The sequence below is a fragment of the Pseudoduganella sp. R-34 genome (genome assembly GCF_049904655.1).
In the GTDB taxonomy this organism is placed as follows: domain Bacteria; phylum Pseudomonadota; class Gammaproteobacteria; order Burkholderiales; family Burkholderiaceae_D; genus Rugamonas.
In genome coordinates, this window is sequence record NZ_CP184572.1 from 1,873,631 (window position 1) to 1,896,777 (window position 23,147).

Consider the following 23,147-nt stretch of genomic DNA (forward strand, 5'->3'; position numbering starts at 1 on the left):
TTTATCATCGAGACACATAGAAAAGAGGACTGAATGGCGAGTAACAACGTAGCCCAATTTGCCACCGAACTGAAGATGCCTGCAGATTTGCTGCTGTCGCAGCTGAAGTCTGCTGGCGTCGAAAAGAGTTCGGCGTCAGATCCATTGTCAAAAGATGATAAGGACAAGCTGCTGGAACACCTGCGCCGTACCCACGGCGCAGGCGCAGAGCCGGGCGAAAAGAAAAAGATCACCCTGACTCGTAAAGAGACCACGGAGATCAAGCAGGCCGACGCCTCCGGCAAGGCCCGCACCATCCAGGTCGAAGTGCGCAAGAAGCGCACCTTCGTCCAGCGCGACGACGTGGTGACCACCACCGCCGCCAAGCCGGCCGCGCCGGTGATCGACGCTGCCGAACAGGCGCGCCGTGAAGAAGAAGCACGCCGCCAGGCCGAGCTGATCGCCCGCCAGGAAGCGGAGCTGAAAGAGAAACAGGAACGCCTGGCCAAGCTCGACGAGGAAAAGGCTGCACAAGCCAAAGCCGCCGAAGAGGAAGCCAAGCGCGTAGCGGAAGAACAGTCCAAGAAGGCTGCAGCCGACAAGGCCGCCGCCGAGAAGGCTGCTGCCGCCGCTGCAGCCGGCGCCGCGCAGAAAGCCGCCGCCGAAGAAGAAGAGAAGAAGCGCCTGGCCGATGCCGAAGAGTCCAAGCGCAAGCACGAAATCGCCGCCAAGGAAGCCGCCGAGCGCGCCGAAGCGACCGAACGTGCCCGTAAAGCTGTGGCAGACGAAGTGGCCCAGATCAAGCTGATGATGAGCCAGCCGCGCCGCGTGATGAAGGCTCCTGAGCCGGCCCCGGCAGCCGCTGCCGTCAAGCCGAAAGTCGCCGAAGGCACGCTGCACAAGCCTGCTGACAAGAAGCCTGCGACGACCGCAGCAGCTCCAGCCGGCGACAAGAAAGAAGGCAAGCCAGGCGACAAGAAGTCCATCAAGTCGGCCAACGTGGCTTCGACCTGGCAGGATGAAAAGCGCCGTGGCGCTCCAGGCGGCGGTGCAGGCAAAGGCCGCGGTGGCAACACCGGCGCCAATGCAGGCGGCCGTGACGGCTGGCGTGCAGGCGGCAAGGGCGGTCGTCGCGGTGGTCATCATGACGATCGCGAAACCAACTTCCAGCAGCCGACCGAGGCGATCGTGCATGAAGTGCACGTGCCGGAAACCATCACCGTGGCCGAACTGGCGCACAAGATGGCGGTCAAGGCATCCGAAGTCATCAAGCAGCTGATGAAGCTGGGCCAGATGTGCACCATCAACCAGGTGCTGGACCAGGAAACCGCGATGATCGTGGTGGAAGAGATGGGCCACAAGGCCTTCGCTGCCGCCGTCGACGATCCGGAAGCGCTGCTGGCCGACCAGGGCGAGCACGCCGAATACGAAGCAACCCCGCGTGCACCAGTGGTGACCGTGATGGGCCACGTCGACCACGGCAAGACCTCGTTGCTGGACTACATCCGCCGCGCCAAAGTCGCGTCGGGCGAAGCCGGCGGCATTACCCAGCACATCGGCGCCTACCACGTGGAAACCCCGCGCGGCATCATCACCTTCCTGGATACCCCGGGCCACGAAGCCTTTACGGCAATGCGTGCCCGCGGTGCGAAAGCAACCGACATCGTCATCCTGGTCGTGGCGGCCGACGACGGCGTGATGCCGCAGACGAAGGAAGCAATCGCCCACGCCAAGGCAGCAGGCGTGCCGCTGGTGGTGGCGATCAACAAGATCGACAAACCAGGCGGCAACGTTGACCGCGTGACCCAGGAGCTGGTGGCCGAACAGGTGGTGCCGGAAGAATACGGCGGCGATTCGCCGTTCGTGCCGGTGTCCGCCAAGACCGGCCAGGGCATCGACGACCTGCTGGAGCAAGTGCTGCTGCAAGCCGAAGTGCTGGAACTGAAAGCCCCGGTGGAAGCGCCTGCGCGCGGCCTGGTAGTGGAAGCTCGCCTGGACAAGGGCCGTGGTCCTGTGGCCACCATCCTGGTGCAATCCGGCACCCTGCGCCGCGGCGACGTGGTGCTGGCAGGTTCGTCCTTCGGCCGCGTCCGTGCGATGCTGGACGAGAACGGCAAGTCGATCGCGGAAGCAGGTCCTTCCATCCCAGTGGAGATCCAGGGCCTGACCGAAGTGCCGGCCGCCGGTGAAGAAGCGATGGTCATGGCTGACGAGCGTAAGGCCCGTGAGATCGGCCTGTTCCGCCAAGGTAAGTTCCGCGACGTGAAGCTGGCCAAGCAGCAAGCCGCGAAGCTGGAAAACATGTTCGACCAGATGGCCGAAGGCGAAGTGAAGAACCTGCCGCTGATCATCAAGACCGACGTGCAAGGCTCGCAGGAAGCGCTGGTCGGCTCGCTGCAGAAGCTGTCGACCTCCGAAGTGCGCGTACAGATCGTGCACGCAGCGGTGGGCGGCATCTCGGAATCGGACGTCAACCTGGCGACCGCCTCCAAGGCAGTCATCATCGGCTTCAACGCCCGTGCCGATGCACAGGCGCGCAAGCTGGCCGAGACTAACGGCGTCGACATCCGCTACTACAACATCATTTACGATGCGATCGAAGAGGTCAAAGCGGCGCTGTCGGGCATGCTGGCGCCGGAGAAGCGCGAACACGTTACCGGCCAGGTCGAGATTCGCCAGGTCATCCACGTCTCCAAGGTCGGCGCGATTGCGGGCTGCCTGGTTACCGATGGCGTGGTCAAGCGTTCGTCTTCCGTCCGCCTGCTGCGCAACAACATCGTGGTGTGGACCGGCGAGATCGACTCGCTCAAGCGCTTCAAGGACGATGCGAAGGAAGTTCGCGCCGGCCTGGAGTGCGGCCTGAACCTGAAGGGCTACAACGACATCGTCGTAGGCGACGTGCTCGAAGTGTTCGAAGTGCAGGAGATCGCCCGTACCCTGTAACAGCAGGACGGCGCGATACACGGCGGGTGCTTCCCGCCTCGCGAGAGCGGGGCAGGGCACCCGCCTTTTAGTTTTATGAAAACCGGCAAACCGATGCCCGACCCGCAGGGTCAGGCACCTGGCCCACGGCAGCCGCGTATCGGTGTCTGACCCTGCGGGTCAGACACAGGTTTACCGGTTTAAAAGGAAAGAAAATCATGGCAAAACACAGCAAATCCATCCCCCAGCGCGGCCTGCGCGTGGCGGATCAAATCCAGAAAGACCTGTCCGAGCTGATCGCCTTCGAAGTGAAGGACCCGCGCGTCGGAATGATTACCCTGTCCGAAGTGCAGCTGACGCCCGACTACGCGCATGCGAAAGTCTTCTTCACCACCCTGAAGGACGATCCCGAGTCGATCAAGAACACCCTGGCCGGCCTGGCCGCCGCCGCCGGCTACCTGCGCAACCAGCTGGGCAAGCGCCTGCACATCCACACCTTGCCGCAGCTGCACTTCCTGCACGACATGTCCGCCTCGCGCGGCATGGCGATGTCCGCCCTGATCGACAAGGCCAATGCCACCCGCGCCGCCGACTTCGAAGAAGACAAAGACGAAGAATGACCGAAGCACGTGTAAAGCGCGTGCGCGACGCGGTGAACGGCGTGCTGCTGCTCGATAAGCCGGTTGGCCTGTCCAGCAACGACGCCCTGATCAAGGCCAAGCGCTTCATGAACGCGAAAAAAGCCGGCCACACCGGCACGCTCGACCCGTTTGCCACCGGCCTGCTGCCGCTGTGCTTCGGCGAAGCGACCAAGTTCTCGCAAGACCTGCTGGAAGCCGACAAGACCTACCTGGCCACCGTGCACCTTGGCGTGCGCACCGACACCGGCGACACCGAAGGCCAGGTGCTGGAAACGCGCGACGTCGGCGCGACGCTGGCAGACATTGAAGCCGTGCTGCCCCGTTTCCGCGGACCGATCAAGCAAGTGCCGCCGATGTACTCCGCGCTCAAGCGCGATGGCAAAGCCCTGTACGAATACGCCCGCGAAGGCATTACGCTTGAGCGCGAGGCGCGCGACGTGGCGATCCACAAGCTGGAAATCGTCGGCTATGAGGCGCCGTTCCTGCGCATTGAAGTCACCTGCAGCAAAGGCACTTACATCCGCGTGCTGGGCGAAGACATCGGCGCCGCCCTGGGCTGCGGTGCGCACCTGAATGCCCTGCGCCGTACGCAAGTCGGCGCGCTGACCACCGACAAGATGGTCGCGCTGGAAGACCTGGCCGCCCACGCTGCGCCACGCGAGCTGCTGGCGCCAGTGGACGCACTGCTGTCCTCTTTCCCGCGCATCGTGCTGAACGCCGACCTTGCGAAACGCTTCCTGCACGGCCAACGCCTGCCGCTCGGCAAAGAGCCGAGCATTGCCGTCCCCACGCCATACGAGGGCCGGGTGCGCATTTACGATGAAGCCGGCCGCCTGCTCGGCACTGGCATCTTCGGCGAATATGCCATCCTGGCGCCGGAGCGCTTGATCGCAGCTGCGTGAAGGCGTACTTTGAACTCGGCGCACCTGACGGCCTCCGCTCCAGGTTTCTCGCCGATGCCGCCGAATTCGAAAGCTGGCTTCTTGACCTGGCAGGAGAACTATCCGGCGAATATCCGCCTGCGGCGCTGGCCAAGCTTGCGGACATTTCACTGCGCGGCGCTGCAGCGCTGAAGACTGCCCATCTGGACGAAGCATGCCTGATCGACCGCCTCATGCACGATTACTGGATCTTCTGCACCATGACCGCCCGGCATGGAGAGCAGGACGTCACGCCGGCGACCGGGCATTGCTACCCGATGGAGCTCGCGCGGGTCCTGCCGGCTGCCAGCCCCGAAGTGTGCGAATACTATCGGCGCCTGTTCGCGGGCAACACGCTGGCTGAGTGCAGCGGCCATACTTTTCGATCGGCAGCCGGCGTGTTCCGCTGGTCCTGGCTGTTGCCGCATGAGGTGGCGGATTTTTGCGACAGGTTGCAGGACCATGCACATTCCGAAAGCGAAGATGCAGTACGCGAGATTCTCGCGCTACTCCGTATGGCAAAGGACGAGCGAAGCAGTCTGCTGATTTCGATTGCCTGAGCGCCCAGGTTTTTTGCCACCTGTCCTCGCATAGCGCCGTTCGGCCCCTTTTTTTCCAGGCTCAAGGAAGAGGTCCGAGAATGAACCACCAATTCATTCGAAAGGCTCACCATGAAACTGCTGAAGCTTGCCAGCCTGGCCGTGCTGGCTTCCCTCGCCGCCCAGGCCGGCGCCGCTGCGCCGCGCATCCAGGATGACCTGTACCGGGCCGTCAACGGCGCCTGGATCGAGACCACCACCATTCCCGCCAGCCGCACCGAGTCCTACGGTGCGGAGCTGCCCGATATCGTCGATCAACGCGTGCGCGAAATCGTCGAGGAGCTGTCCGCGCGGCCGCAGCGCGCGGGCAGCATTGAGCGCAAGATCGGCAGCTACTACGCGGCCTACCTGGATACCGGACGGATTGAAAAGGCAGGCTTGGCGCCGGTCCGGCCCTTGTTGGCCGAGATTGACGCGATTGGCAATCGCCGTGAGCTGGCCCGGTGGATGGGACGGGCGCAGGGACGCATCGAGACGCCGCTGTGGCTGTGGGGCGGCTTTGCCGACTTCAAGGATCCGACGCTGAACCGCGTCATGATGTGGCAAGGCGGGCTTGGCTTGCCGAGCCGGGATTACTATCTGTCGCCGGACGACGTTCCGATGGCGAAAGCGCGCGCGGCCTACCGCGAGTACCTTGGGGCGCTGGCGGCGCTGGCGGGCCAGCCGCAGCCCGCAGCGATGGCTGCACGCGTGTTGGCGCTTGAACAGCGCATTGCTGCAGTCCAGCTTCCGCTGGCGCAGGCGCGCGATCCGGCGCTGATGCACAACCCGATGAACGCGCGCGAGCTGCTGCGGCATGCGCCCGGCATCGACTGGCCGGCCTTCATGCGCGCCGCCAGCATGCCCGCGGACGAAGCGGTAACGGTGGCGCAGCTTGCGCCGGCCAAGGCGATTGCCGCGCTGTTCGCCGCAGTTCCCCTGGACGACTGGAAGATGTACTTCAAGCTGCGCAGCCTGGACGAAGCGGCACCGGTATTGCCGAAGGCTTTTCGCGACGCCAGGTTTGCTTTCAGGGGCAGGGCCCTTGGCGGCCTGGGCGCTGAAGCGCCGCGTGCCGAAAGCGCGATCATCGAGCTCAGCTCGGCCTTGAGCGAACCGTTAAGCAAAGTGTATGTCGAACGCCATTTCCCGGCTGCGCACAAGGCGCGCGTGAGCGCCATGGTCGATCACCTGCTGGGCGCCTATAGCGAGGTGATTGCCGACAGCAGCTGGATGTCCGCGGCGACACGTGAGCAGGCATTGGCCAAACTGTCCAAATACCAGGCCAAGATCGGGTATCCGGAGCAGTGGCGCGATTATGCCGGGCTTGTCGTGCGTGACGGCGATGCCCTTGGCAACCGTCACCGAGCGCGTCGTTTCGAGTGGGAATACAAGGCGGCGCAGGCGGGCAAACGGATGGACCGCAGCGCATGGGCAATGTCCCCGATTGCCGTCAACGCTTTCTACGATCCGATGCTGAACGAAATCAACTTGCCGGCCGGCCTGCTGCAGGCGCCCTTGTTCGACATGGCAGCGGACGATGCGGCCAACTACGGCGGTATCGGGGTCCAGATTGCCCATGAGATCAGCCACGGTTTCGATTCGATGGGCGCGCAGTTTGATGGCGATGGCGTCATGCGCAACTGGTGGACCGATGCCGATCGCAAAGCTTTCGAGGAAATCGGGCAGCGTCTGCAAGCGCAGTACGCGCGCTACGAGGCCTTGCCGGGCAAGTACGTCAACGGCGCCATGACGCTGGCGGAGAATATGGCCGATCTGGCCGGGCTGCAGGTGGCGTTCCGCGCGTATCAGCTCGCATCTGCCGGCAAAGTCGTGCCGCTGGTGGACGGCTTCAGTGGCGAGCAGCGCTTTTTCCTGAACTTTGCAAAAAGCTGGCGCAAGAAGGCGCGCGACGAACGGGTGCTGCAGCTGCTGGCGTCCGATCCCCATGCGCCGAACGAGTTTCGCGCCAATGGGCCGGCAGTGAACGTCGACGCCTTCCATGAGGCGTTCGCCACCAAGCCGGGCGATGCCATGTTCAAGCCGGCGGATGAGCGTATTCGGGCGTGGTGAGGCGCATAGCTCGCTTATTGCATAAAAGTCACCTAGAATGCGGTACTCGAATCCTTTGCCTGCCACCTGCATGCGTCAACCCTTCTTCTTCCCGCGCGACAGGCAGTTCTGGATCTTCCATGGCAGCGCGCTCGCCCTTGGCTTTGCGGTGTCGGCATTGATGATCTATTTCGCCGGCTACCGCGTCGCCAGCAAGCTGCTGGCAAGCACGGTGTGGATGCCGGTATACACGGTGGCAGTGCTGTGTTTCCGCTGGCTTTACCTGCGCCGCGCATGGCAGCGACTGTCCATGGGACGCCTTGTTTTCATCGCGGTGGGCTACAGCGCGGTGGCGGGCATCGCCATCGGGGGGCTGGTCGTGTCGCTTGTCGCTCCGCCGTTCATCGGCGATGTGCGTGTCCAGTACCAGGCTCTCGGGATGTCGTTCGACCCCCGGCGCTATTACTTCGATTCGTTCGTTGAACAGGCGGTGCAAAGCCAGCTCTTTGTCTGCATCTGGTGCTTCATCTATACCAGCGTCACCTCGATGCGACGCATTCGGGAGACGGAATTGCAGACCTTGCGTCTGCAAAACGGCTTGAAGGAAGCCCAGTTGAGCAGCCTGTCAAACCAGCTCAACCCCCATTTCCTGTTCAACGCCTTGAACAACATCCGTTTCATGATGCATGAGGACGTGCAGTTGGCCGACCGCATGACGACGTCGCTGTCGGACATCTTGCGCTATTCACTGGAAAGCAGTCGCCATGACAAGGTGAGCTTGCGGCGTGAGCTGGCCATCATCCACCAGTACGTGGACATTGTGAAGATCCAGCTGGAAGAGCGCATGGATTTCGCGATCCGCATTCCCGAGCAATTGCACGGCGCCCTGGTGCCGCCGATGGTGCTGCAGATGCTGGTTGAAAATGCGGTCAAGCATGGCCTGGAGAACCTCCAGCGCGGCGGCAGGCTGGCGGTGGACCTGGCCGACCGCGGTGATTGCCTCGTATTCGAAGTCTGCAACGATACGCCGCAACAGGCGCCCGGCAAGACAGGCGGCATGGGTATCGGTTTGCAGAATATCGAACGCCGCTTGAAGCTGCTGTATGGCGAACTGGCCGCCATGCTGGTCGAGCGCAGCGCCGGCCAGTTTAAAGTGACCGTGACATTACCCAAGGAATATGCAAAGTGAAAGCTGTTGTCGTTGAAGATTCCCGCCTGGCGCGCGAAGGGCTGGTGCGCATGCTGCAGGCTTTCCCCGCGATGGACGTGATCGGACAGGCGGACCATCCGAGCACGGCGCTGGCATTGATGCGGGAGACGCGGCCCGAAGTTGTTTTCCTCGACATCCATATGCCCGGTGCCACAGGCTTTGATTTGCTGGAGCAGCTCGATTATGTGCCGCGCGTGATATTCACCACCGCCTATTCGGAACATGCCATCCGTTCCTTCGACTTCCATACGGTCGATTATCTCCTGAAGCCGATCAGCGCCGAACGCCTGGCCCTGGCCATAGCCAAGCTGACGGGTGCCCCCGGTGCCTCGGACGAGGATGAGGTGCACAAGCCGGAACTGGAATTTAACAGCAGGATCTTTATCAAGGATGGCGACCGCTGCCACCTGGTGTCGCTTGACGCGATCCATTACATCGAGAGCTGCAGGAACTACGTACGGGTGTTCTTCGGCGAGAAGAGCGCCTACGTCAAGAAGTCGTTGAACAGCATTGAGGCCCGCCTGCCCAGGCAGTTCTTCTTCCGCGCCAATCGCCAGCACATCGTCAACCTGCAGTCCATTGTGCGCATCGAGGAGTCGATGAATCTAGGCTACGACGTGACCCTCGCCTGCGGCAAGGTGCTGGAAATTTCGCGCCGCAACGCAGCCGAGTTGAAAGAGCTGCTCAGTTTCTAAGTCGCGCCACACCATGCTATACTAGTGGGTTCAGTGCTTCCGCACGTGCAGAATTCCTGTCAATACACAAATCATGTCTAATACTAAACGCGCAATTCGCAACATCGCCATCATCGCCCACGTTGACCATGGCAAAACCACCCTGGTGGACCAGCTGCTGAAGCAATCCGGTACCTTCCGCGAGAACCAGCAGGTTGACAACCGCGTCATGGACTCCAACGATCTGGAGAAAGAACGCGGCATTACCATCCTGTCGAAGAACTGCGCCGTTGAGTACGAAGGCACCCACATCAACATCGTCGACACCCCAGGCCACGCCGACTTCGGCGGCGAAGTGGAGCGCGTGCTGTCGATGGTCGACTCCGTGCTGCTGCTGGTCGACGCGCAGGAAGGCCCGATGCCTCAGACCCGTTTCGTCACCCGCAAGGCGCTGGCCCTGGGCCTGAAGCCGATCGTGGTGCTGAACAAGATCGACCGTCCTGGCGCGCGCGCTGACTGGGCGATCAACCAGACCTTCGAACTGTTCGACAAGCTGGGCGCAACCGATGAACAGCTGGACTTCCCGATCATCTACGCATCGGGCCTGAACGGCTACGCCGGCCTGACCGAAGACGTGCGCGGCGGCGACATGAAGCCGCTGTTCGAAGCGATCCTGAAGTACGTGCCGGTGCGCGACGACAATCCGGACGGCCCGCTGCAGATGCAAATCACCTCGCTGGACTACTCGTCCTACGTGGGCAAGATCGGTATCGGCCGTATCAACCGTGGCCGCGTGAAAGCAGGCCAGGACGTGGTCGTTGTCGACGGTCCAGGCGCTACCCCGATCAAGGGCCGCATCAACCAGGTGCTGAACTTCAAGGGCCTGGAGCGCGTTCTGGTTGACGAAGCTGTCGCAGGCGACATCGTCCTGATCAACGGTATCGAGGAAATCGGCATCGGTTCCACCGTGTGCGCAGCCGACACCCCTGATCCGCTGCCAATGCTGACCGTGGATGAACCAACCCTGACCATGAACTTCATGGTCAACACCTCGCCGCTGGCTGGCCGCGAAGGCAAGTTCGTGACCTCGCGCCAACTGCGCGACCGCCTGGACAAGGAACTGAAATCCAACGTGGCACTGCGCGTTGCCCCGACCGACGACGACACGATCTTCGAAGTGTCCGGCCGCGGCGAACTGCACCTGACCATCCTGATCGAGAACATGCGTCGCGAAGGCTTCGAAATGGCCGTGTCGCGTCCACGCGTTGTGTTCAAGATGGTGGACGGCGTGCGCCATGAGCCGTACGAAATGCTGTCGGTTGACGTGGAAGAAGCCAACCAGGGCGGCGTGATGGAAGAACTGGGCCGCCGCCGTGGCGACCTGCAGAACATGGAATCGGACGGCAAGGGCCGTGTGCGCCTGGAGTACCGTATTCCTGCGCGCGGCCTGATCGGCTTCCAGGGCGAATTCATGACCCTGACCCGCGGTACCGGCCTGATGTCGCACGTGTTCGACGCCTACGCTCCGGTCGACACCTCCAAGGGTGAAATGGCTGGCCGCCGCAACGGTGTGATGATCTCCCAGGACGACGGCCAGGCCGTTGCCTACGCACTGTGGAAGCTGCAGGACCGCGGCCGCATGTTCGTGGTGCACAACGACCCAGTGTACGAAGGCATGATCATCGGTATCCACTCGCGCGACAACGACCTGGTGGTGAACCCGATCAAGGGCAAGCAGCTGACCAACGTGCGCGCTTCCGGCACCGACGAGGCAGTGCGCCTGGTTCCGCCAGTCCAGCTGTCGCTGGAATACGCAGTGGAATTCATCGAGGACGACGAGCTGGTGGAAATCACGCCTAAGTCGATCCGCCTGCGCAAGCGCTACCTGAAGGAACACGAGCGCAAGCGCGCTTCCAAAGAAAACGCGTAATCGCCTCAGCGCATCGCGCCAGCCCGCCGCCTCGCAAGAGCCGGCGGGCTTTTTCTTTGCGCCTGCGCGTAACAAGCAATCACCGGATTGATCGTTTGCGCATTGCAGCAAGCATATCCTTATTCGTAGAACGCCTTTAACTGCGGGTTTTTTTCAACACTTTGATCATCGTAGTGATTCTTTGGCAGAGCCGTGATTTTTCGTTACAGGGCTCACTTAGAATCGGCTCACCAAGCAAGCAAAACTACAACAAGGAGATCACCGTGAGTCAGCCGCAGTACAGGAAAGTCCGACTGTTCAATCGAACGATGTTCATTTTGGTATCGCAACTGGTCGCCAGCGGCGCCTTTGCGCAGGAGGCGGAGCAGCAAGCGACGCATGTGGTGACCGTCAGCGGCACGCGTGCTTCCGTGGCGTCGGCCATCGAGCGCAAGATCCGCAGCAGCACCGTCTCCGATTCGCTGGTGGCGGAAGACGTGAACCAGTTCCCGGACAAGAACGTGGGCGAGGCGCTGTCGCGCATCACCGGCGTGCAGTTGACCCGCGATTTCGGCGAAGGCTCGCAGGTCTCCATCCGCGGCGTTGAGCCGGACCTGAACCGGGTGGAGATCAACGGCATGTCGGTGCTGGCCACGGGTGATGGCGGCGGCCGCGGCGCGGAATTACGCGAGCTGGCATCGGAACTGATCCAGTCGATCGACGTCTACAAAGGAACCACCGCCGACCTGACGGAAGGCGGCGTAGGCGGTACGGTGGTCATCACCACGCGCAAGCCGCTGGACTTCACCAAGCCCACCCTCAGCACTACAATTTCGGCCGAACGCGCGACGAGCCGTGGCGGCGCGCAGCCGCGTGCCAGCTTGCTGCTGGCCGACAAATACCTGGACGGCAAGCTGGGCCTGATGGCCAATATCGTCTACGACAAGGTTTTCACCCGCAACGACTACGCGCGCAATACTTCGTGGCGCTTCCTGCGCGACTGGGACTTCTCGCCGGAGAAGACCGTCACCAGCCTTGACCCGGCCGTGGCGGCTGTGAGCACGCCTGCCGGCTGCGCGTCGACGACGCTGACCTCGGCCCAGCGCACCGCCTGCAACGCGCAATGGTCCGACTATTCGCCGGGTATTTCGCGCTACGGCATCTGGACCCGCGACCATCAACGCACTTCGGCGGAACTGACGGCGCAATACCAGTTCACGCCGGGCTTGCGGGCCTTTGTCAGCTACGAAGGCAATGACCAGGACCAGCGCCTGAATGACCGCAACTTCGGCACGGACCTGGGCAACGTCAGCCGCCTGTCCAATGCCGGCACCGCGCCGGTGTATAACCCCGCCACAGGCGTCCCGACCACCGCAGGCAGCTGCGTGGGCGTCCCAACCACGAACACTCCCGCAGGCGTCACGGTGCAAAACCATTATGTGACCCAATACACAATCGGCAACTGCCTGTATGTGGGCGGCGCCGGCGGACAGGGCGCCTTCGGTACGTCGGCGCGCGACTTCTCGCTGAAGGTCCGCTCGGATTACCTGTCCACGGGATTCAACTGGAAGACCGGCGCCTGGGAGGTGGACGGTTTGCTGAATACGTCGAAGTCCAAATACAGCTCGCAGAGCAATAATATTTCGATGACGCAGAATGCGCCCGGCCTGAAGGTGTCGCTGGATGCGCAAGGCTTGCCGCATTTCGAATTCCCGTCAGGGTATTCGCCGGATGCCAACACCTCCTATACGCAAGTACAGCTGCAATACCGGCCTTCGGAAACCAAGAACACGGAAGACCAGGGCAAGCTGGATTTCAAGTACAAGCTGGATAACCCATTCTTCCGCAAGCTGTGGTTCGGCGTGCAGGGCCGCCGCTCGACGGCGCAAAAATATGGCGGCGGCGGCTACCTGGCCAGCAACGGTGCGAACCTGGCCTCGACTGCGGACGACGTCAACGTATTGCAGGCCAATGTCAACCAGACGCTGATCTACGATCCTTTGAACAAGACCGGTGTCGTGCGTGCTGCGGACGTGCAGCCGTTTATCTCGTCGACTTCTTCGACCAAGTACATCAATGCGGCGCAGATGGAAGCGCTGGTGGCCGCCGTGCGCGGAACTTCGCCGGGCACCTTCTTCAAGGGCTTCGATGGCGTCAGCAACATGCCTTCGGGCTGGTTGAGCCCCAACTACCAGGCAGCGGCGCCTTATTTCGATACGTCGAATTTTACCCACCAATACCTGTACAACGCACCGGGCAGCGACGGCAAGACCTATCCGCAGATTCCTGCATTCAAGGCGGAGGAACGCGTGCTTGCCGGCTACGGCCGCCTGGACTTCAGCACCGAGCTGGCAGAGCGCCAACTCTTCGGCAACATCGGCGTGCGTTATGCCCGTACCCAGGAAAGTGCCACCGGTCTGGCGAAATACCAGGTGCGGGTCGCCACTGCGCCTGGCAGCACGTCTTTCGTCGACCGCGTCATTTCCAACGGCATCGCTACCGTCGACAACACCTATCACGACTGGATGCCGAGCGTGAACGCCGGCTTGTGGCTTGTCCCCGACACTTTCCTGGTCCGCACCGCCTGGGGCAAAGTGCTGGCGCGTCCGAAGATCGACTTGCTGGTGCCGAACGCCACCTGTACCGCAGGCAGTGGCCTGGCGCAATTCGGGGGCGATGGCGTTGACGACTGCAAGGCCGGCAACCCTGACCTGAAGCCATACCGCGCAACCAATACTGACCTGAGCCTGGAATACTATCCAAGCAAGGATACCCAGTTGAGCATGGGCCTGTTCAACAAGAAGATCACCAGCTACATCGTCGACAAGGCGGTAGTGCCCAAGGTCGACTTGTTCAAGGATGGCGTGCTGTTCGACGTGACCCAACCGATCAACGGCCAGGGCGCAACCACCAAGGGCATCGAGCTGACGGCACGCACGGCCTTGACCATGCTGCCTGGCTGGCTCGGTGGTCTCGGCATCGATACCAACTACACGCGCATGAAGTTCAAGTACGCTGCCGGCACGGCGCTGGTGAATGCCCTGGACGGGACCGAGCTGCCATATCCGGGCTTGTCGAAGAACAGCTACAACATCGCCTTCTGGTATGACCGCAATGAGTACAACGCACGTATCGCATATACTTATCGCGACCGCTTCTTCACCGGCGGTAATGACGTGTCGGGTAATCCGAACTTCCAGGAGAAGACAGGCTTCCTGGATGCGAAATTCCAGTACCGCTTCAACAAGAACCTGACCTTCTCCATCGAGGGCAAGAACTTGACCGACCAGGAACAAGTCACCGATGCCGGCGACCTGTTCCGCGTGAACGAGCTGGCCTTCTCCGGACGTCGATATTTTGTGAGCCTGACTTATACGCACTAAGGAGTAAGATGGTTGCACGCTTCCTTGTAGTTTTGCTGGCTTTGCTGGCGATGGGGGAGGCGTCTGCCAATCCCCTGGTCCTGCAGCGCGCCGATCCACAGGTGCTGCTGCAGGACGACGGCAATTACTATCTCGCCGCCACCGTTCCCGAATATGACCGCATCGAGCTGCGCCGCGCGCCCACGCTGGAAGGCCTGGTCAAGGCCGAAGCGCATGTGGTCTGGCGCAAGCATGCGAAAGGTGAAATGGGCGCGCATATCTGGGCTCCCGAGCTGCACCAGATCGGCGGCAAGTGGTACATCTACTTCACGGCCGGCCGTTCGGATGCGATCTGGGAAATCCGCTTGTACGTGCTGGAGAATAGTTCGCCCGATCCCTTCAAGGGCGAGTGGATAGAGCGCGGCCAACTGAAGACCGGCAGGGAGTCCTTCTCTCTCGATGCCACCACCTTCGCGTTGCGCGGCCAGCGCTACCTGTTGTGGACGCAGAGCGATCCCGATCCTGCCAGGAAGGCGACCAACATCTATATCGCGAAGATGGATTCGCCGCTGTCGATCAAGGGCCCGGCAACCATGTTGTCGACACCCGATTACGCGTGGGAGAAGAAGGGCCATAACGTGAACGAGGCACCGGCTGCGCTGGTGCGCAACGGGCGCGTGTTCGTGACTTATTCCGCCAGCGCGACGGACGCGAACTATGCCTTGGGGATGCTGACCGCGCGCGACGATGCCGACCTGCTCGACGCTCGCTCGTGGAGCAAGTCGCCCGAGCCGGTGCTGCGCAGCAGCGTCGCGAACGGCCAGTTCGGACCGGGACATAACTCCTTTACCACAACACCGGACGGCAAGACGGATATCCTGGTCTACCATGCGCGCAATTACCGCGACATCAAGGGCGATTCATTGCTCGACCGGAATCGCCACACCCGTGCGCAGGCAATTCGCTGGCGCGCCGACGGTACGCCGGATTTCGGCGAGCCGGTGCCCGACGATGCCGGGGCTTTGGCCCCCAAACCGCTGTTCCGCGACCCGGTGCATGACGGCGCGGCAGACCCGGTCGTCATCTGGAATCCGTTCGTGGGGCGGTGGTGGATGTTCTATACCAACCGCCGTGCCAACGTCCCGGGCCTGGCTGATATCGCCTGGGTCCACGGTACGCGCATCGGCATTGCCGAATCGGATGATATGGGGGCGCATTGGCGCTACGTGGGCACGGCCAACATCACGCTGCCGGAGGAGCTGGGCGGGGCCGGTGCGACGCAATGGGCGCCGGACGTGGTGCGTGCGCCCGATGGCCGCTATCACATGTTCCTGACGGTGGTGCCGGGCGTCTTCAACGACTGGAAGCATCCGCGCCATATCGTTCACCTGACCAGCGGCGATTTGCGCAACTGGGGCGATGCGAAGGAAGTGCCGTTGGCTGTGCCGAAGGTGATCGACGCCAGCGTCGTAGCGCTGCCCGAAGGCGGCTGGCGCATGTGGTACAACAATGAGGCGGACAAGAAGTCGATCTATTTCGCAGACAGCGCGGACCTGGTGAAATGGACTGACGGCGGCCGCGCCATCGGCGACCAGGCCGGTGAAGGGCCAAAGGTATTCCGTTGGAAGGACAGTTGGTGGATGGTGACCGATGTTTGGCAAGGCCTGGGCGTGTACCGCTCCTCAGACGCCTTGAACTGGAAGCGCCAGCCGGGCTACCTGCTGCAGCAGCCAGGCAATGGGGAGGACGACCGCGCGATCGGTGGGCATCCGGATGTAGTGGTCAGCGGCGAGCGCGCATTCCTGTTCTATTTCACGCATCCGGACGGGAAGGGCACGCGCCGCTCCAGCATCCAGGTGGTGGAATTGGCCAGCGACGGCCAGGTACTGCATGCCGAGCGCGATGCTGCGGCACGCGTCATGCTCATCCCTCAATAAGTTCGCGCCAGCGCTGGCGGTAGGCTTGCAGGCCGTCCAGCGCAAGCGCTTCGGCGGCTTGGCCCTGCAGTTGGGGCGTGCCTTCGCGGCGATGCAGCAGCCAGCCGCCGCAAGTTGTTCCGCTGGTATCGTTAGTTGCCAGCACGCGGCCGGTGCGTAGCGCTGCCAGCACCGGAGCGAAGTACGCATTTCCGGTAAAAGCTCCCTCGACCACCACATCGCCGCGCACGCCCAGCGCATCCAGGCAGTAATCGCACATCAGGACGAGGTACAGCGTCGCCAGGGCTGAACGTTCCGCAGCGCTCGTCGGCGCCGGTCCGGCAATGCCGCCATTGCGCCGTGCGAAGGGGCCTGCCTGGGCGAATGCCGGCAGCGCGAACGTGGCCTGGTGCACGATGGCCGCCAGGTCGCTTGCCAGGAAGTCCGTTGGCGGTGTGCCGTCCGTGCCGCTGGCGATCGCGCCGAATTCCCTTCCGCCCATGAAGCGCATGCAGGGCACCGGTTGCGCGAAAGCGCTGCTGTTGGCCAGCATGTCCGCCTTCTCGCGCAAGCCGTCGAGCGCCATGCCGGGGGCGGCGGCGATGACCCAGGTGCCGGTGGAGAGCACGGCTGGGGCGGCAGGCGCGCCAAGGTGGCGCAGCAGGGACGCATTGCTGTCGTGGATGCCGCACAGTACCTGGCAATCGACCGGCAAGCCGGATTGCGCCGCCAGTTCGGGCTTGAGCGTGCCAAGCGCCTGCCAGGCTGGCTGCAAGGGCGGCAGCAGTGCATGCCAGCCCATGCGCTCCACCAGGGCGGTGTAAGCCTGCCTTGCGGGCTGCCACAAGTCGGTATGGCAGCCCAACGACGTCACTTCGCCCGCCGCCACCCCGCACAGGCGCCAGGCCCAATACTGCGGATACATCAGGATGTGCTGTGTTTGCGCGAACTCGTCGGGGTAGGCTTGTGCCAGCCATGCCAGCTGGCTGCCCAGGTTCAAGCCGGCGGGCAGGCGCGGCGAGTAGCTGCTTGTGTAGGCAGGCCGCAGCTCATCGTAGCGTTGCACGTGTGCGGCTGGAAGCACGTATTCATAATCCAGTACCGGCAGCACCAGGCCGTCGCAGTTGACCAGGGCCGCTGTGGCGCCGTGGGTAACAGGCACGATGGCGCCGATGCTGGCCTGGCCGCCAAATTGGCGCAGCACGCCCAGCATCCAGTGCCAGATGCCTTCCGTGTCGTGATGCGGATAGGGGCCATCCTGCAGGATGGTATTGGACCGGCGTTGCTCGGTAAGCTGGCTGCCGTCAGCGGCGATCAGGGTCAGCTTGGCGTTGGTCTTGCCGATGTCGAGGACGACGGTGGCGCGCTGATCGCTCATTTCGCCACCTGGCGACGACGAAACAGGCGCGGCAGGGCAATCGCGACCAGCAGCAATACGCCTACGGCAATCGTCATGTAAATGCCAGGCACGTTAGCCAGCGACAGGCCGAAGGTGACGGCGCCCAGCGTCAACACGGCAAGCATCACGCCGCCGATGGTGCCGATGCCGCCGGCGATGCTGACGCCGCCGAGGATCACCATCGTGATCGCTTCGAGCTCCCAGCCCATGGCAATGTTGGGGCGCGTGCTGCCTATGCGGCCGGTCAGGAGGAAGGCGGCCAGGCCGGCCATGGCGCCCGCCAGGACGAACAGCATGAAGCGGTAGCGTTCCACGGCGATGCCGGAAAAGCGCGCCGCCACCGGGTTGTTGCCGATAGCGTAGATGCGCCGCCCCCAACTGGTGGCGTGCAGCACGAAGGCGAACAGGGCGGCACACAGCAGCAATACGGTGAATTCACGCGGCAGGACGCCGAAGAAATAGCCCTGGCCCCAGTCGGCCATCTGCTGCGGGTAGCCGGTGAAAGCCTGATCGCCCAGCACCACGCTGGCGAGGCCGCGGAACACCGACACCGTGCCGATCGTGACGACGATGGAGGGCAGGGCGAAATGCGTTACCAGCACGCCATTCAGGGCGCCGCATGCCATGCCGGTCAGCAGGGCTACCAGGAACAGGGATTCCGGCGGCCAGCCGGCGCTGTTGGCCAGGCCCATCGCAACGGAGCTGAGCGCGAGGATGCCGGCCACGGAAATGTCGATCTCGCGGCAGATGATCAACAGGGCCATTGGCAGCGCAAGAAGGGCCTTCTCGCTGAAGTTGAAGGTGCCGTCGGCCAGGTTGTCCAGGTCAAGGAAATGCGGCAGCAGTGCGCCGTTGACGGCGAACACCGCGATGAGCAGCAGAGCCAGCATGGATTCCCAGCGTCCGAGCAGGGCGCCAAGCCGGAAGCCGGGACGATCGAGGATAGTGTAGCGAGAGGTGCTTGGAGCGGTCATGGTTTGAGCGGAGGTCATGCGGGACCCCTGGCGGGAATATTCAGTTGCAGCTGCAGGATCTGGCGCCCTTTGCTGCGGCCGCCGCGTGCATTGATCAGCACAGCGACCAGGATGACGAGGCCGGTCAGCGCACTTTGCCAGAATGGCGATACCTTGATGACCGGCAGGGCGTTGCCGATCACGGCGAGGAAGAGCGCGCCGAGGACCGCGCCTGTCACCGAGCCGCAGCCGCCGGCAATGCTGATGCCGCCGATGACGCAGGCTGCAATGACGGTGAACTCAAAGCCGTAAGCGATTTCGGTATAGGCCACGGCATAGCGCGCCACCCACAGGTAGCCGCACAGGCCGGCCACGGCGCCGGACAGGCCGTAAGTCCACAGCAGTCGGCGCGCGATCGGAATGCCGACGTAGCGCGCCGACGCCGGCTCGTTGCCGATGGCGTACAGGTCGCGGCCAAAGCGGCTGTGGCGCGCTACGTACCACGCTGCGAGCGCGGTGGCTGCGGCGATCCAGACCAGGTGGGTCAGGCCGAGCAGGCGTTCAAGCGGGAAAGCAATGAACTGCGCCGGCATCTGGTGCGAATTGACCCAGGCGCCGCCCGAAAGCACGAAGACCAGGCCGCGATAGACGCTCATGGTGCCTAGCGTGACGACGATGGGCGGCAGTTCAAGGTAGCCGACCAGCCAGCCATTGAGCAGGCCAAGCACGAGGCCCAGAGCCGTCGCCGCCAGCATGACGAAGGCAAGCGGCAAGCCGGGATTGCGCGACGCCAGCAGGGCGGCAGCCATGCCGCAGAGCGCAAGGGTGGACGCTACCGACAGGTCGACACCGCGCGTGACAATCACCAGCATTTGCGCCAGTGCCAGCATGACCAGCAAGGTGCCGTCGGTCAGCAGGTTGGCCAGGCTGGGCGCGGTCAGGAATACCGGCGCGCGCCAGCCGACCAGCAAGGCCAGGGCGGCAATCGAAAGCGCAAGCTGGGCTTCGCGTTGCTTCAATATCTTCATGCCGTCTCCATCTCCAATCCTGACGCGGCGGCCACCACGTTCTCGGGCGTGGCTTCACCGCGCTTGAATACCTGCTTCACATGACCCTTGTGCATGACCAGAACGCGGTCGGCCAGGCCCAGTACTTCCGGCAATTCGGAAGAGACGAGAATGACCGACAAGCCTTGCTCGACCAGCCTGCTGACGAAGCGGTGCACGGCGGCTTTGGAACCAATATCGATGCCCTTGGTCGGTTCGTCCAGGATGATGACCTTCGGCTGCGTTGCCAGCCATTTGCCCAGCACGACTTTCTGCTGGTTGCCTCCGGAGAGTTCGCTCACGTTCTGCAGCAGGTGGCTGGCCTTGAGTTCCAGCTGCTCGCTGTAGTGGCGCGCAATTGCGCATTCCTCGGCACGCCGCCGGCGCAGCAAGAAGCCAACGCGCGAAAGGATCGGCAGCGTGATGTTCTGCAGAATCGGCATCGACAGATGGGCGCCCTGGTGCTGGCGGTCTTCCGGCACGTAGGCGATGCCGTGACGGATCGCGTCCAGCGGCCCTCGGATGTGCAGCGCCTTGCCTTCCAGCCTGATGCTGCCGCTGACGTTGGCGGTCAGGCCGAACAGGCCCTGCATCACTTCCGAGCGGCCGGCGCCGACCAGGCCATAGAAGCCGAGGATCTCGCCGCGCCGCAGCTGGAAGCTGACCTGGTCAAATTCGGTGGGGTGGCACAAGCCTTCCACCTCCAGCAACACTTCGCCCGGCTCCACGCTAGCCTTGGGGTAGGCCTCGTGCACCGCCCGTCCAACCATGAGGGCGACCAGGCCGGCTTCATCGATGTCGGACAGCGCACCAGCAGCGATGAACTGCCCGTCGCGCAGCACCGTGTAGCTGTCGGCGACGGTAAATATCTCATCGAACTTGTGCGAAATGAAAATCACCGCCGTGCCGGCCGCGCGCAACTGGCCGATGATGCGGTACAGCTCCTGGATCTCATGCTGCGAGAGGGAAGCGGTCGGTTCGTCCATGATGACCACGCGCGCTTCCTGCGACAGGGCGCGGGCGATTTCGACGAAGTGTCGCTGCGCGACGCTCAGGTCCTTGACGCGGGCGCGAACCGGCAACGACACTTCGAGCCGCGCGAACAGACGCTCCGCTTCCGCTTCGATCAGCTTCCAGTCGATATGGCCCGCGCGGCTTGGGTGGCGGCCGACGTAGATGTTCTCGGCTACGGTCAGCTCGTCGAACATCACGGTTTCCTGGTGCACGGCAGTGATCCCCGCGCGCATGGCGTCCTGCGGACAAGTGAATGCCACGTCCTGGCCGGCGAGGCGAACGACGCCTTCGTCCGGCGTGTAGATCCCGGTGAGAGTCTTGACCAGGGTCGACTTGCCGGCGCCGTTCTCGCCCACCAAGGCCATGACTTCGCCTGCGCGTACAGAGAGGCTGACCTTGTTCAGCGCCACGATGCCGGCAAAACGCTTGCTGATGCCAGAAAGTTCCAGCACTGGTGCCTTGTTTTCCTGCATGGCGCTCAGAAGATACTGGAGAACTGGTCGACGTTCTCCTTGTTGTAGGTGAACGGCGGCGCCATGGCGGCTTCGCCGTGCGCGTCGAGCGAAATCGCGCCCATGCGGCCGGCGTTGATGCTGCCACCGGCCTTGGCTCCCGGCTCGCCCTTGACGAAGCCGTAGGCCGCATACGTTGCCGCGTAGCCCAGGTCGATCGGGTTCCAGATCGCGAACTCGCGTACTGCGCCGCTCTTGACGTGACCTGCCATTTCCGATGGCAGGCCAAGGCCAGTGACGAAGACCTTGCCGACCAGCTTTTCGTCCACTACTGCCTTGCTGGCTGCGTTGATGCCGACGGTGGTCGGGGCGATAATGGCTTTCAGTTGGGGATTGCTGCGCAACAGGCCGATGGCTTCGCGGTAGCTTTTGTCGGACTGGTCGTCGCCATACACGGTGGCGACCAGCTTGAGTTTGGCAAACTCTGGCTTGGCCAGTTCGTCCTTCATCACCTTGATCCAGATGTTCTGGTTTGTCGCCTGGGCCGATGCGGACAGGATCGCGATGTCGCCCGCGCCGCCGATGGCGTCGGAAGCCATCTGCACCTGCTTGCGGCCGATCAGCTGCGCATTGGAAGGATTGAGGTGCATCTGGCGGCCTTCTTCGGCCAGACCGCTGTCGAAGGAGATCACCTTGATCCCGCGCTGCATGGCCTTCTTGGCGATCGGCACCAACGCGTTCGGGTCGTTGGCCGAGATCACGATAGCGCTAACCTTCTGGCTGATCAAAGAGTTGATGATCTCGATCTGGCCTTCCGCGCTGGGCGTGGTGGGGCCGGTGTAGATAATCTCCACGTTCTTCAACTGTGCCGCCGCCTCGTTGGCGCCGGCATGGGCGGCATCGAAGAAACCGTTGCCGAGGCTCTTGACCACCATCGCGATGCGGATTTTCTCGGGCGCTTTTTGGGTGCAACCGGCGACGGCCGCCAGCATGCCTGCGGCGAAGGCCGCAATGACTAATCTCCTGGATTTCAATGCGAAGTCTCCGTGTGGTAAAGCGCTGCAGGCTGGAAGTCGAAGTTGGGTGCGAATGCGGCTGGGCTGATTGTTTGCGGCAGTGCCTCTGGCGCCACCGTGACGACGTGGACGCCGGATTGTTCCAGCAGCTGCACGGCGTAGTCGGAGGCATTGGTGTCGGTGATGACAGTCGAAACGCGATTCAGGCCGCACAGGATCAGGCCAGCTTTCTTGGCGAACTTGGAGCTGTCGGCCAGCACGATCAGTTCCTCGGCCTGGCTGATCAGGCGCTGCTCGGCCTGGATCAAGAGCGGATCGGCCTCCATCAGGCCAAGCAGGGACAGGCCGTACACGCTCATGAACATCTTGGCGGCGTAATGGTGCTGGGTGATGTCGTTGTCGAAGGGGCTGAGAATCACGTTCTGCTCGCGATACACTTTTCCGCCCGGGAGAATGATTTCGTTATCGCTCGAGACGAGCAGGCGCTCCGCCATCAGGAAGGAATTGGTCAGGATCTTCAGGTGCTTGTCGGTCAGGAACTCGGCCATCATGAAGGTCGTCGTTCCGCCGTTGATGATGATCGTTTCGCCATCGCCGCACATGCTGGCGGCATAGCGTGCAATGGCGCGCTTGCGCTCCGCATGGCACTGGATGTTGTTCTGGAAGGTTTCGCTCGTGAGCGGGAAGCCGCGCTTTTTCTGCGGCAGGTTGGCTGCGCCGCCCCTGGTGCGCGTCAGGAGGTTGCGGGCGGCCAGCCAGCTGATGTCGCGCCGCACCGTGGCAGGCGAGGCGCAAAGCCATTCGACCAGTTGCGGAACGCTGGCTGTCGTATGTTCCGCGAGCAGCTTGAGCAAACGTTTACGGCGCTTGTGATTCACCATCTTCGTCTCCTTATGTTGTGCCTTCCCTCGGTTCCGAAGTCGGGCCGGGTGGCAACTTTATTAAATCGAGGCTAATCAATCCGCCGGCACAGGTCAATCAAGTGATGATCAATTCGCTGATTATTTCGGGATTTGCTGTGACCGATAACCAAATGCGATCAACGATATGATTATTTCGTTCTTGGTCATCATGTTGATTGCTTTCGCATTGACACTCCACAGG

At 62.7% G+C, this 23,147-nt stretch carries 16 protein-coding genes; 10 read left to right on the forward strand and 6 right to left on the reverse strand.

Features of this window, described 5'->3' with window-relative positions; translation table 11 throughout:
• Positions 1 to 33: 33 nt before the first annotated feature.
• The 10 genes from infB (at position 34) to ACN9MW_RS08680 (ending at position 16,184) form a co-directional block, all read left to right on the forward strand.
• Positions 34 to 2,922 carry a translation initiation factor IF-2 gene (gene infB / locus ACN9MW_RS08635; RefSeq protein ID WP_426169828.1) on the forward strand — a complete coding sequence of 963 codons (2,889 nt, stop codon included), beginning with the start codon at positions 34 to 36 and terminating at the stop codon, positions 2,920 to 2,922.
• A gap of 197 nt (positions 2,923 to 3,119) precedes the next feature.
• Complete coding sequence (gene rbfA / locus ACN9MW_RS08640; protein WP_426169831.1) at positions 3,120 to 3,521, forward strand: 30S ribosome-binding factor RbfA; 402 nt, start codon at positions 3,120 to 3,122, stop codon at positions 3,519 to 3,521.
• Positions 3,518 to 4,444 (forward strand): tRNA pseudouridine(55) synthase TruB, encoded by a 927-nt coding sequence (truB, locus tag ACN9MW_RS08645; RefSeq protein ID WP_426169834.1) that lies wholly within the window; start codon positions 3,518 to 3,520, stop codon positions 4,442 to 4,444. Before rbfA ends, truB begins: the two co-directional genes overlap by 4 nt.
• Positions 4,441 to 5,022 (forward strand): hypothetical protein, encoded by a 582-nt coding sequence (locus ACN9MW_RS08650; RefSeq protein WP_426169836.1) that lies wholly within the window; start codon positions 4,441 to 4,443, stop codon positions 5,020 to 5,022. The genes truB and ACN9MW_RS08650 overlap by 4 nt, the downstream gene beginning before the upstream one ends.
• A 111-nt stretch (positions 5,023 to 5,133) precedes the next feature.
• Complete coding sequence (locus tag ACN9MW_RS08655) at positions 5,134 to 7,113, forward strand: M13 family metallopeptidase (RefSeq protein WP_426169839.1); 1,980 nt, start codon at positions 5,134 to 5,136, stop codon at positions 7,111 to 7,113.
• A 70-nt stretch (positions 7,114 to 7,183) separates the two neighbouring features.
• Complete coding sequence (locus ACN9MW_RS08660; RefSeq protein WP_426169842.1) at positions 7,184 to 8,281, forward strand: sensor histidine kinase; 1,098 nt, start codon at positions 7,184 to 7,186, stop codon at positions 8,279 to 8,281.
• Positions 8,278 to 8,997: a LytR/AlgR family response regulator transcription factor gene (locus ACN9MW_RS08665; RefSeq protein WP_426169845.1), complete on the forward strand. Its 720-nt coding sequence runs from the start codon at positions 8,278 to 8,280 to the stop codon at positions 8,995 to 8,997. Before ACN9MW_RS08660 ends, ACN9MW_RS08665 begins: the two co-directional genes overlap by 4 nt.
• 73 nt (positions 8,998 to 9,070) lie before the next feature.
• The gene (typA, locus tag ACN9MW_RS08670) at positions 9,071 to 10,906 is read left to right on the forward strand and encodes a translational GTPase TypA (RefSeq protein ID WP_426169847.1); all 1,836 of its coding nucleotides are present in this window, start codon (positions 9,071 to 9,073) and stop codon (positions 10,904 to 10,906) included.
• Between the two features lie 263 nt (positions 10,907 to 11,169).
• Complete coding sequence (locus ACN9MW_RS08675) at positions 11,170 to 14,268, forward strand: TonB-dependent receptor (protein WP_426169849.1); 3,099 nt, start codon at positions 11,170 to 11,172, stop codon at positions 14,266 to 14,268.
• 8 nt (positions 14,269 to 14,276) lie between these two features.
• The gene (locus ACN9MW_RS08680; protein ID WP_426169851.1) at positions 14,277 to 16,184 is read left to right on the forward strand and encodes a family 43 glycosylhydrolase; all 1,908 of its coding nucleotides are present in this window, start codon (positions 14,277 to 14,279) and stop codon (positions 16,182 to 16,184) included.
• On the opposite strand, the gene ACN9MW_RS08685 is transcribed toward ACN9MW_RS08680, so the two are convergent.
• The 6 genes from ACN9MW_RS08685 to ACN9MW_RS08710 are packed head-to-tail and all read right to left on the reverse strand — an operon-like array spanning position 16,171 to position 22,924.
• Positions 16,171 to 17,541 (reverse strand): FGGY-family carbohydrate kinase, encoded by a 1,371-nt coding sequence (locus tag ACN9MW_RS08685; RefSeq protein ID WP_426169854.1) that lies wholly within the window; start codon positions 17,539 to 17,541, stop codon positions 16,171 to 16,173. The two genes, ACN9MW_RS08680 and ACN9MW_RS08685, sit on opposite strands and share 14 nt — an antisense overlap.
• Entirely contained in the window at positions 17,538 to 18,554 is a 1,017-nt protein-coding gene (locus ACN9MW_RS08690) for an ABC transporter permease (protein WP_426169856.1), read from the reverse strand. The genes ACN9MW_RS08685 and ACN9MW_RS08690 overlap by 4 nt, the downstream gene beginning before the upstream one ends.
• Positions 18,551 to 19,543: an ABC transporter permease gene (locus tag ACN9MW_RS08695; protein WP_426169859.1), complete on the reverse strand. Its 993-nt coding sequence runs from the start codon at positions 19,541 to 19,543 to the stop codon at positions 18,551 to 18,553. Before ACN9MW_RS08695 ends, ACN9MW_RS08690 begins: the two co-directional genes overlap by 4 nt.
• Positions 19,540 to 21,027, reverse strand: a complete 1,488-nt coding sequence (locus tag ACN9MW_RS08700; RefSeq protein WP_426169861.1) for a sugar ABC transporter ATP-binding protein — start codon at positions 21,025 to 21,027, stop codon at positions 19,540 to 19,542. Before ACN9MW_RS08700 ends, ACN9MW_RS08695 begins: the two co-directional genes overlap by 4 nt.
• Before the next feature lie 26 nt (positions 21,028 to 21,053).
• The gene (gene rhaS / locus ACN9MW_RS08705) at positions 21,054 to 22,019 is read right to left on the reverse strand and encodes a rhamnose ABC transporter substrate-binding protein (protein WP_426172152.1); all 966 of its coding nucleotides are present in this window, start codon (positions 22,017 to 22,019) and stop codon (positions 21,054 to 21,056) included.
• Between the two features lie 38 nt (positions 22,020 to 22,057).
• A complete protein-coding gene (locus ACN9MW_RS08710; RefSeq protein ID WP_426169864.1) occupies positions 22,058 to 22,924 on the reverse strand; it encodes a DeoR/GlpR family DNA-binding transcription regulator in 867 nt (288 codons plus the stop codon).
• Positions 22,925 to 23,147 lie beyond the last annotated feature (223 nt).

Bases quoted from the DNA above. Each gene is read 5' to 3' on its own strand.
- ACN9MW_RS08710 (WP_426169864.1), bottom strand. From the start codon at position 22,924: ATGGTGAATCACAAGCGCCGTAAACGTTTGCTCAAGCTGCTCGCGGAA.
- rhaS (WP_426172152.1), bottom strand. From the start codon at position 22,019: ATGCTGGCGGCCGTCGCCGGTTGCACCCAAAAAGCGCCCGAGAAAATC.
- rbfA (WP_426169831.1), top strand. From the start codon at position 3,120: ATGGCAAAACACAGCAAATCCATCCCCCAGCGCGGCCTGCGCGTGGCG.
- ACN9MW_RS08660 (WP_426169842.1), top strand. From the start codon at position 7,184: ATGCGTCAACCCTTCTTCTTCCCGCGCGACAGGCAGTTCTGGATCTTC.
- ACN9MW_RS08690 (WP_426169856.1), bottom strand. From the start codon at position 18,554: ATGACCTCCGCTCAAACCATGACCGCTCCAAGCACCTCTCGCTACACT.
- ACN9MW_RS08685 (WP_426169854.1), bottom strand. From the start codon at position 17,541: ATGAGCGATCAGCGCGCCACCGTCGTCCTCGACATCGGCAAGACCAAC.
- infB (WP_426169828.1), top strand. From the start codon at position 34: ATGGCGAGTAACAACGTAGCCCAATTTGCCACCGAACTGAAGATGCCT.
- ACN9MW_RS08655 (WP_426169839.1), top strand. From the start codon at position 5,134: ATGAAACTGCTGAAGCTTGCCAGCCTGGCCGTGCTGGCTTCCCTCGCC.
- truB (WP_426169834.1), top strand. From the start codon at position 3,518: ATGACCGAAGCACGTGTAAAGCGCGTGCGCGACGCGGTGAACGGCGTG.
- typA (WP_426169847.1), top strand. From the start codon at position 9,071: ATGTCTAATACTAAACGCGCAATTCGCAACATCGCCATCATCGCCCAC.
- ACN9MW_RS08680 (WP_426169851.1), top strand. From the start codon at position 14,277: ATGGTTGCACGCTTCCTTGTAGTTTTGCTGGCTTTGCTGGCGATGGGG.
- ACN9MW_RS08695 (WP_426169859.1), bottom strand. From the start codon at position 19,543: ATGAAGATATTGAAGCAACGCGAAGCCCAGCTTGCGCTTTCGATTGCC.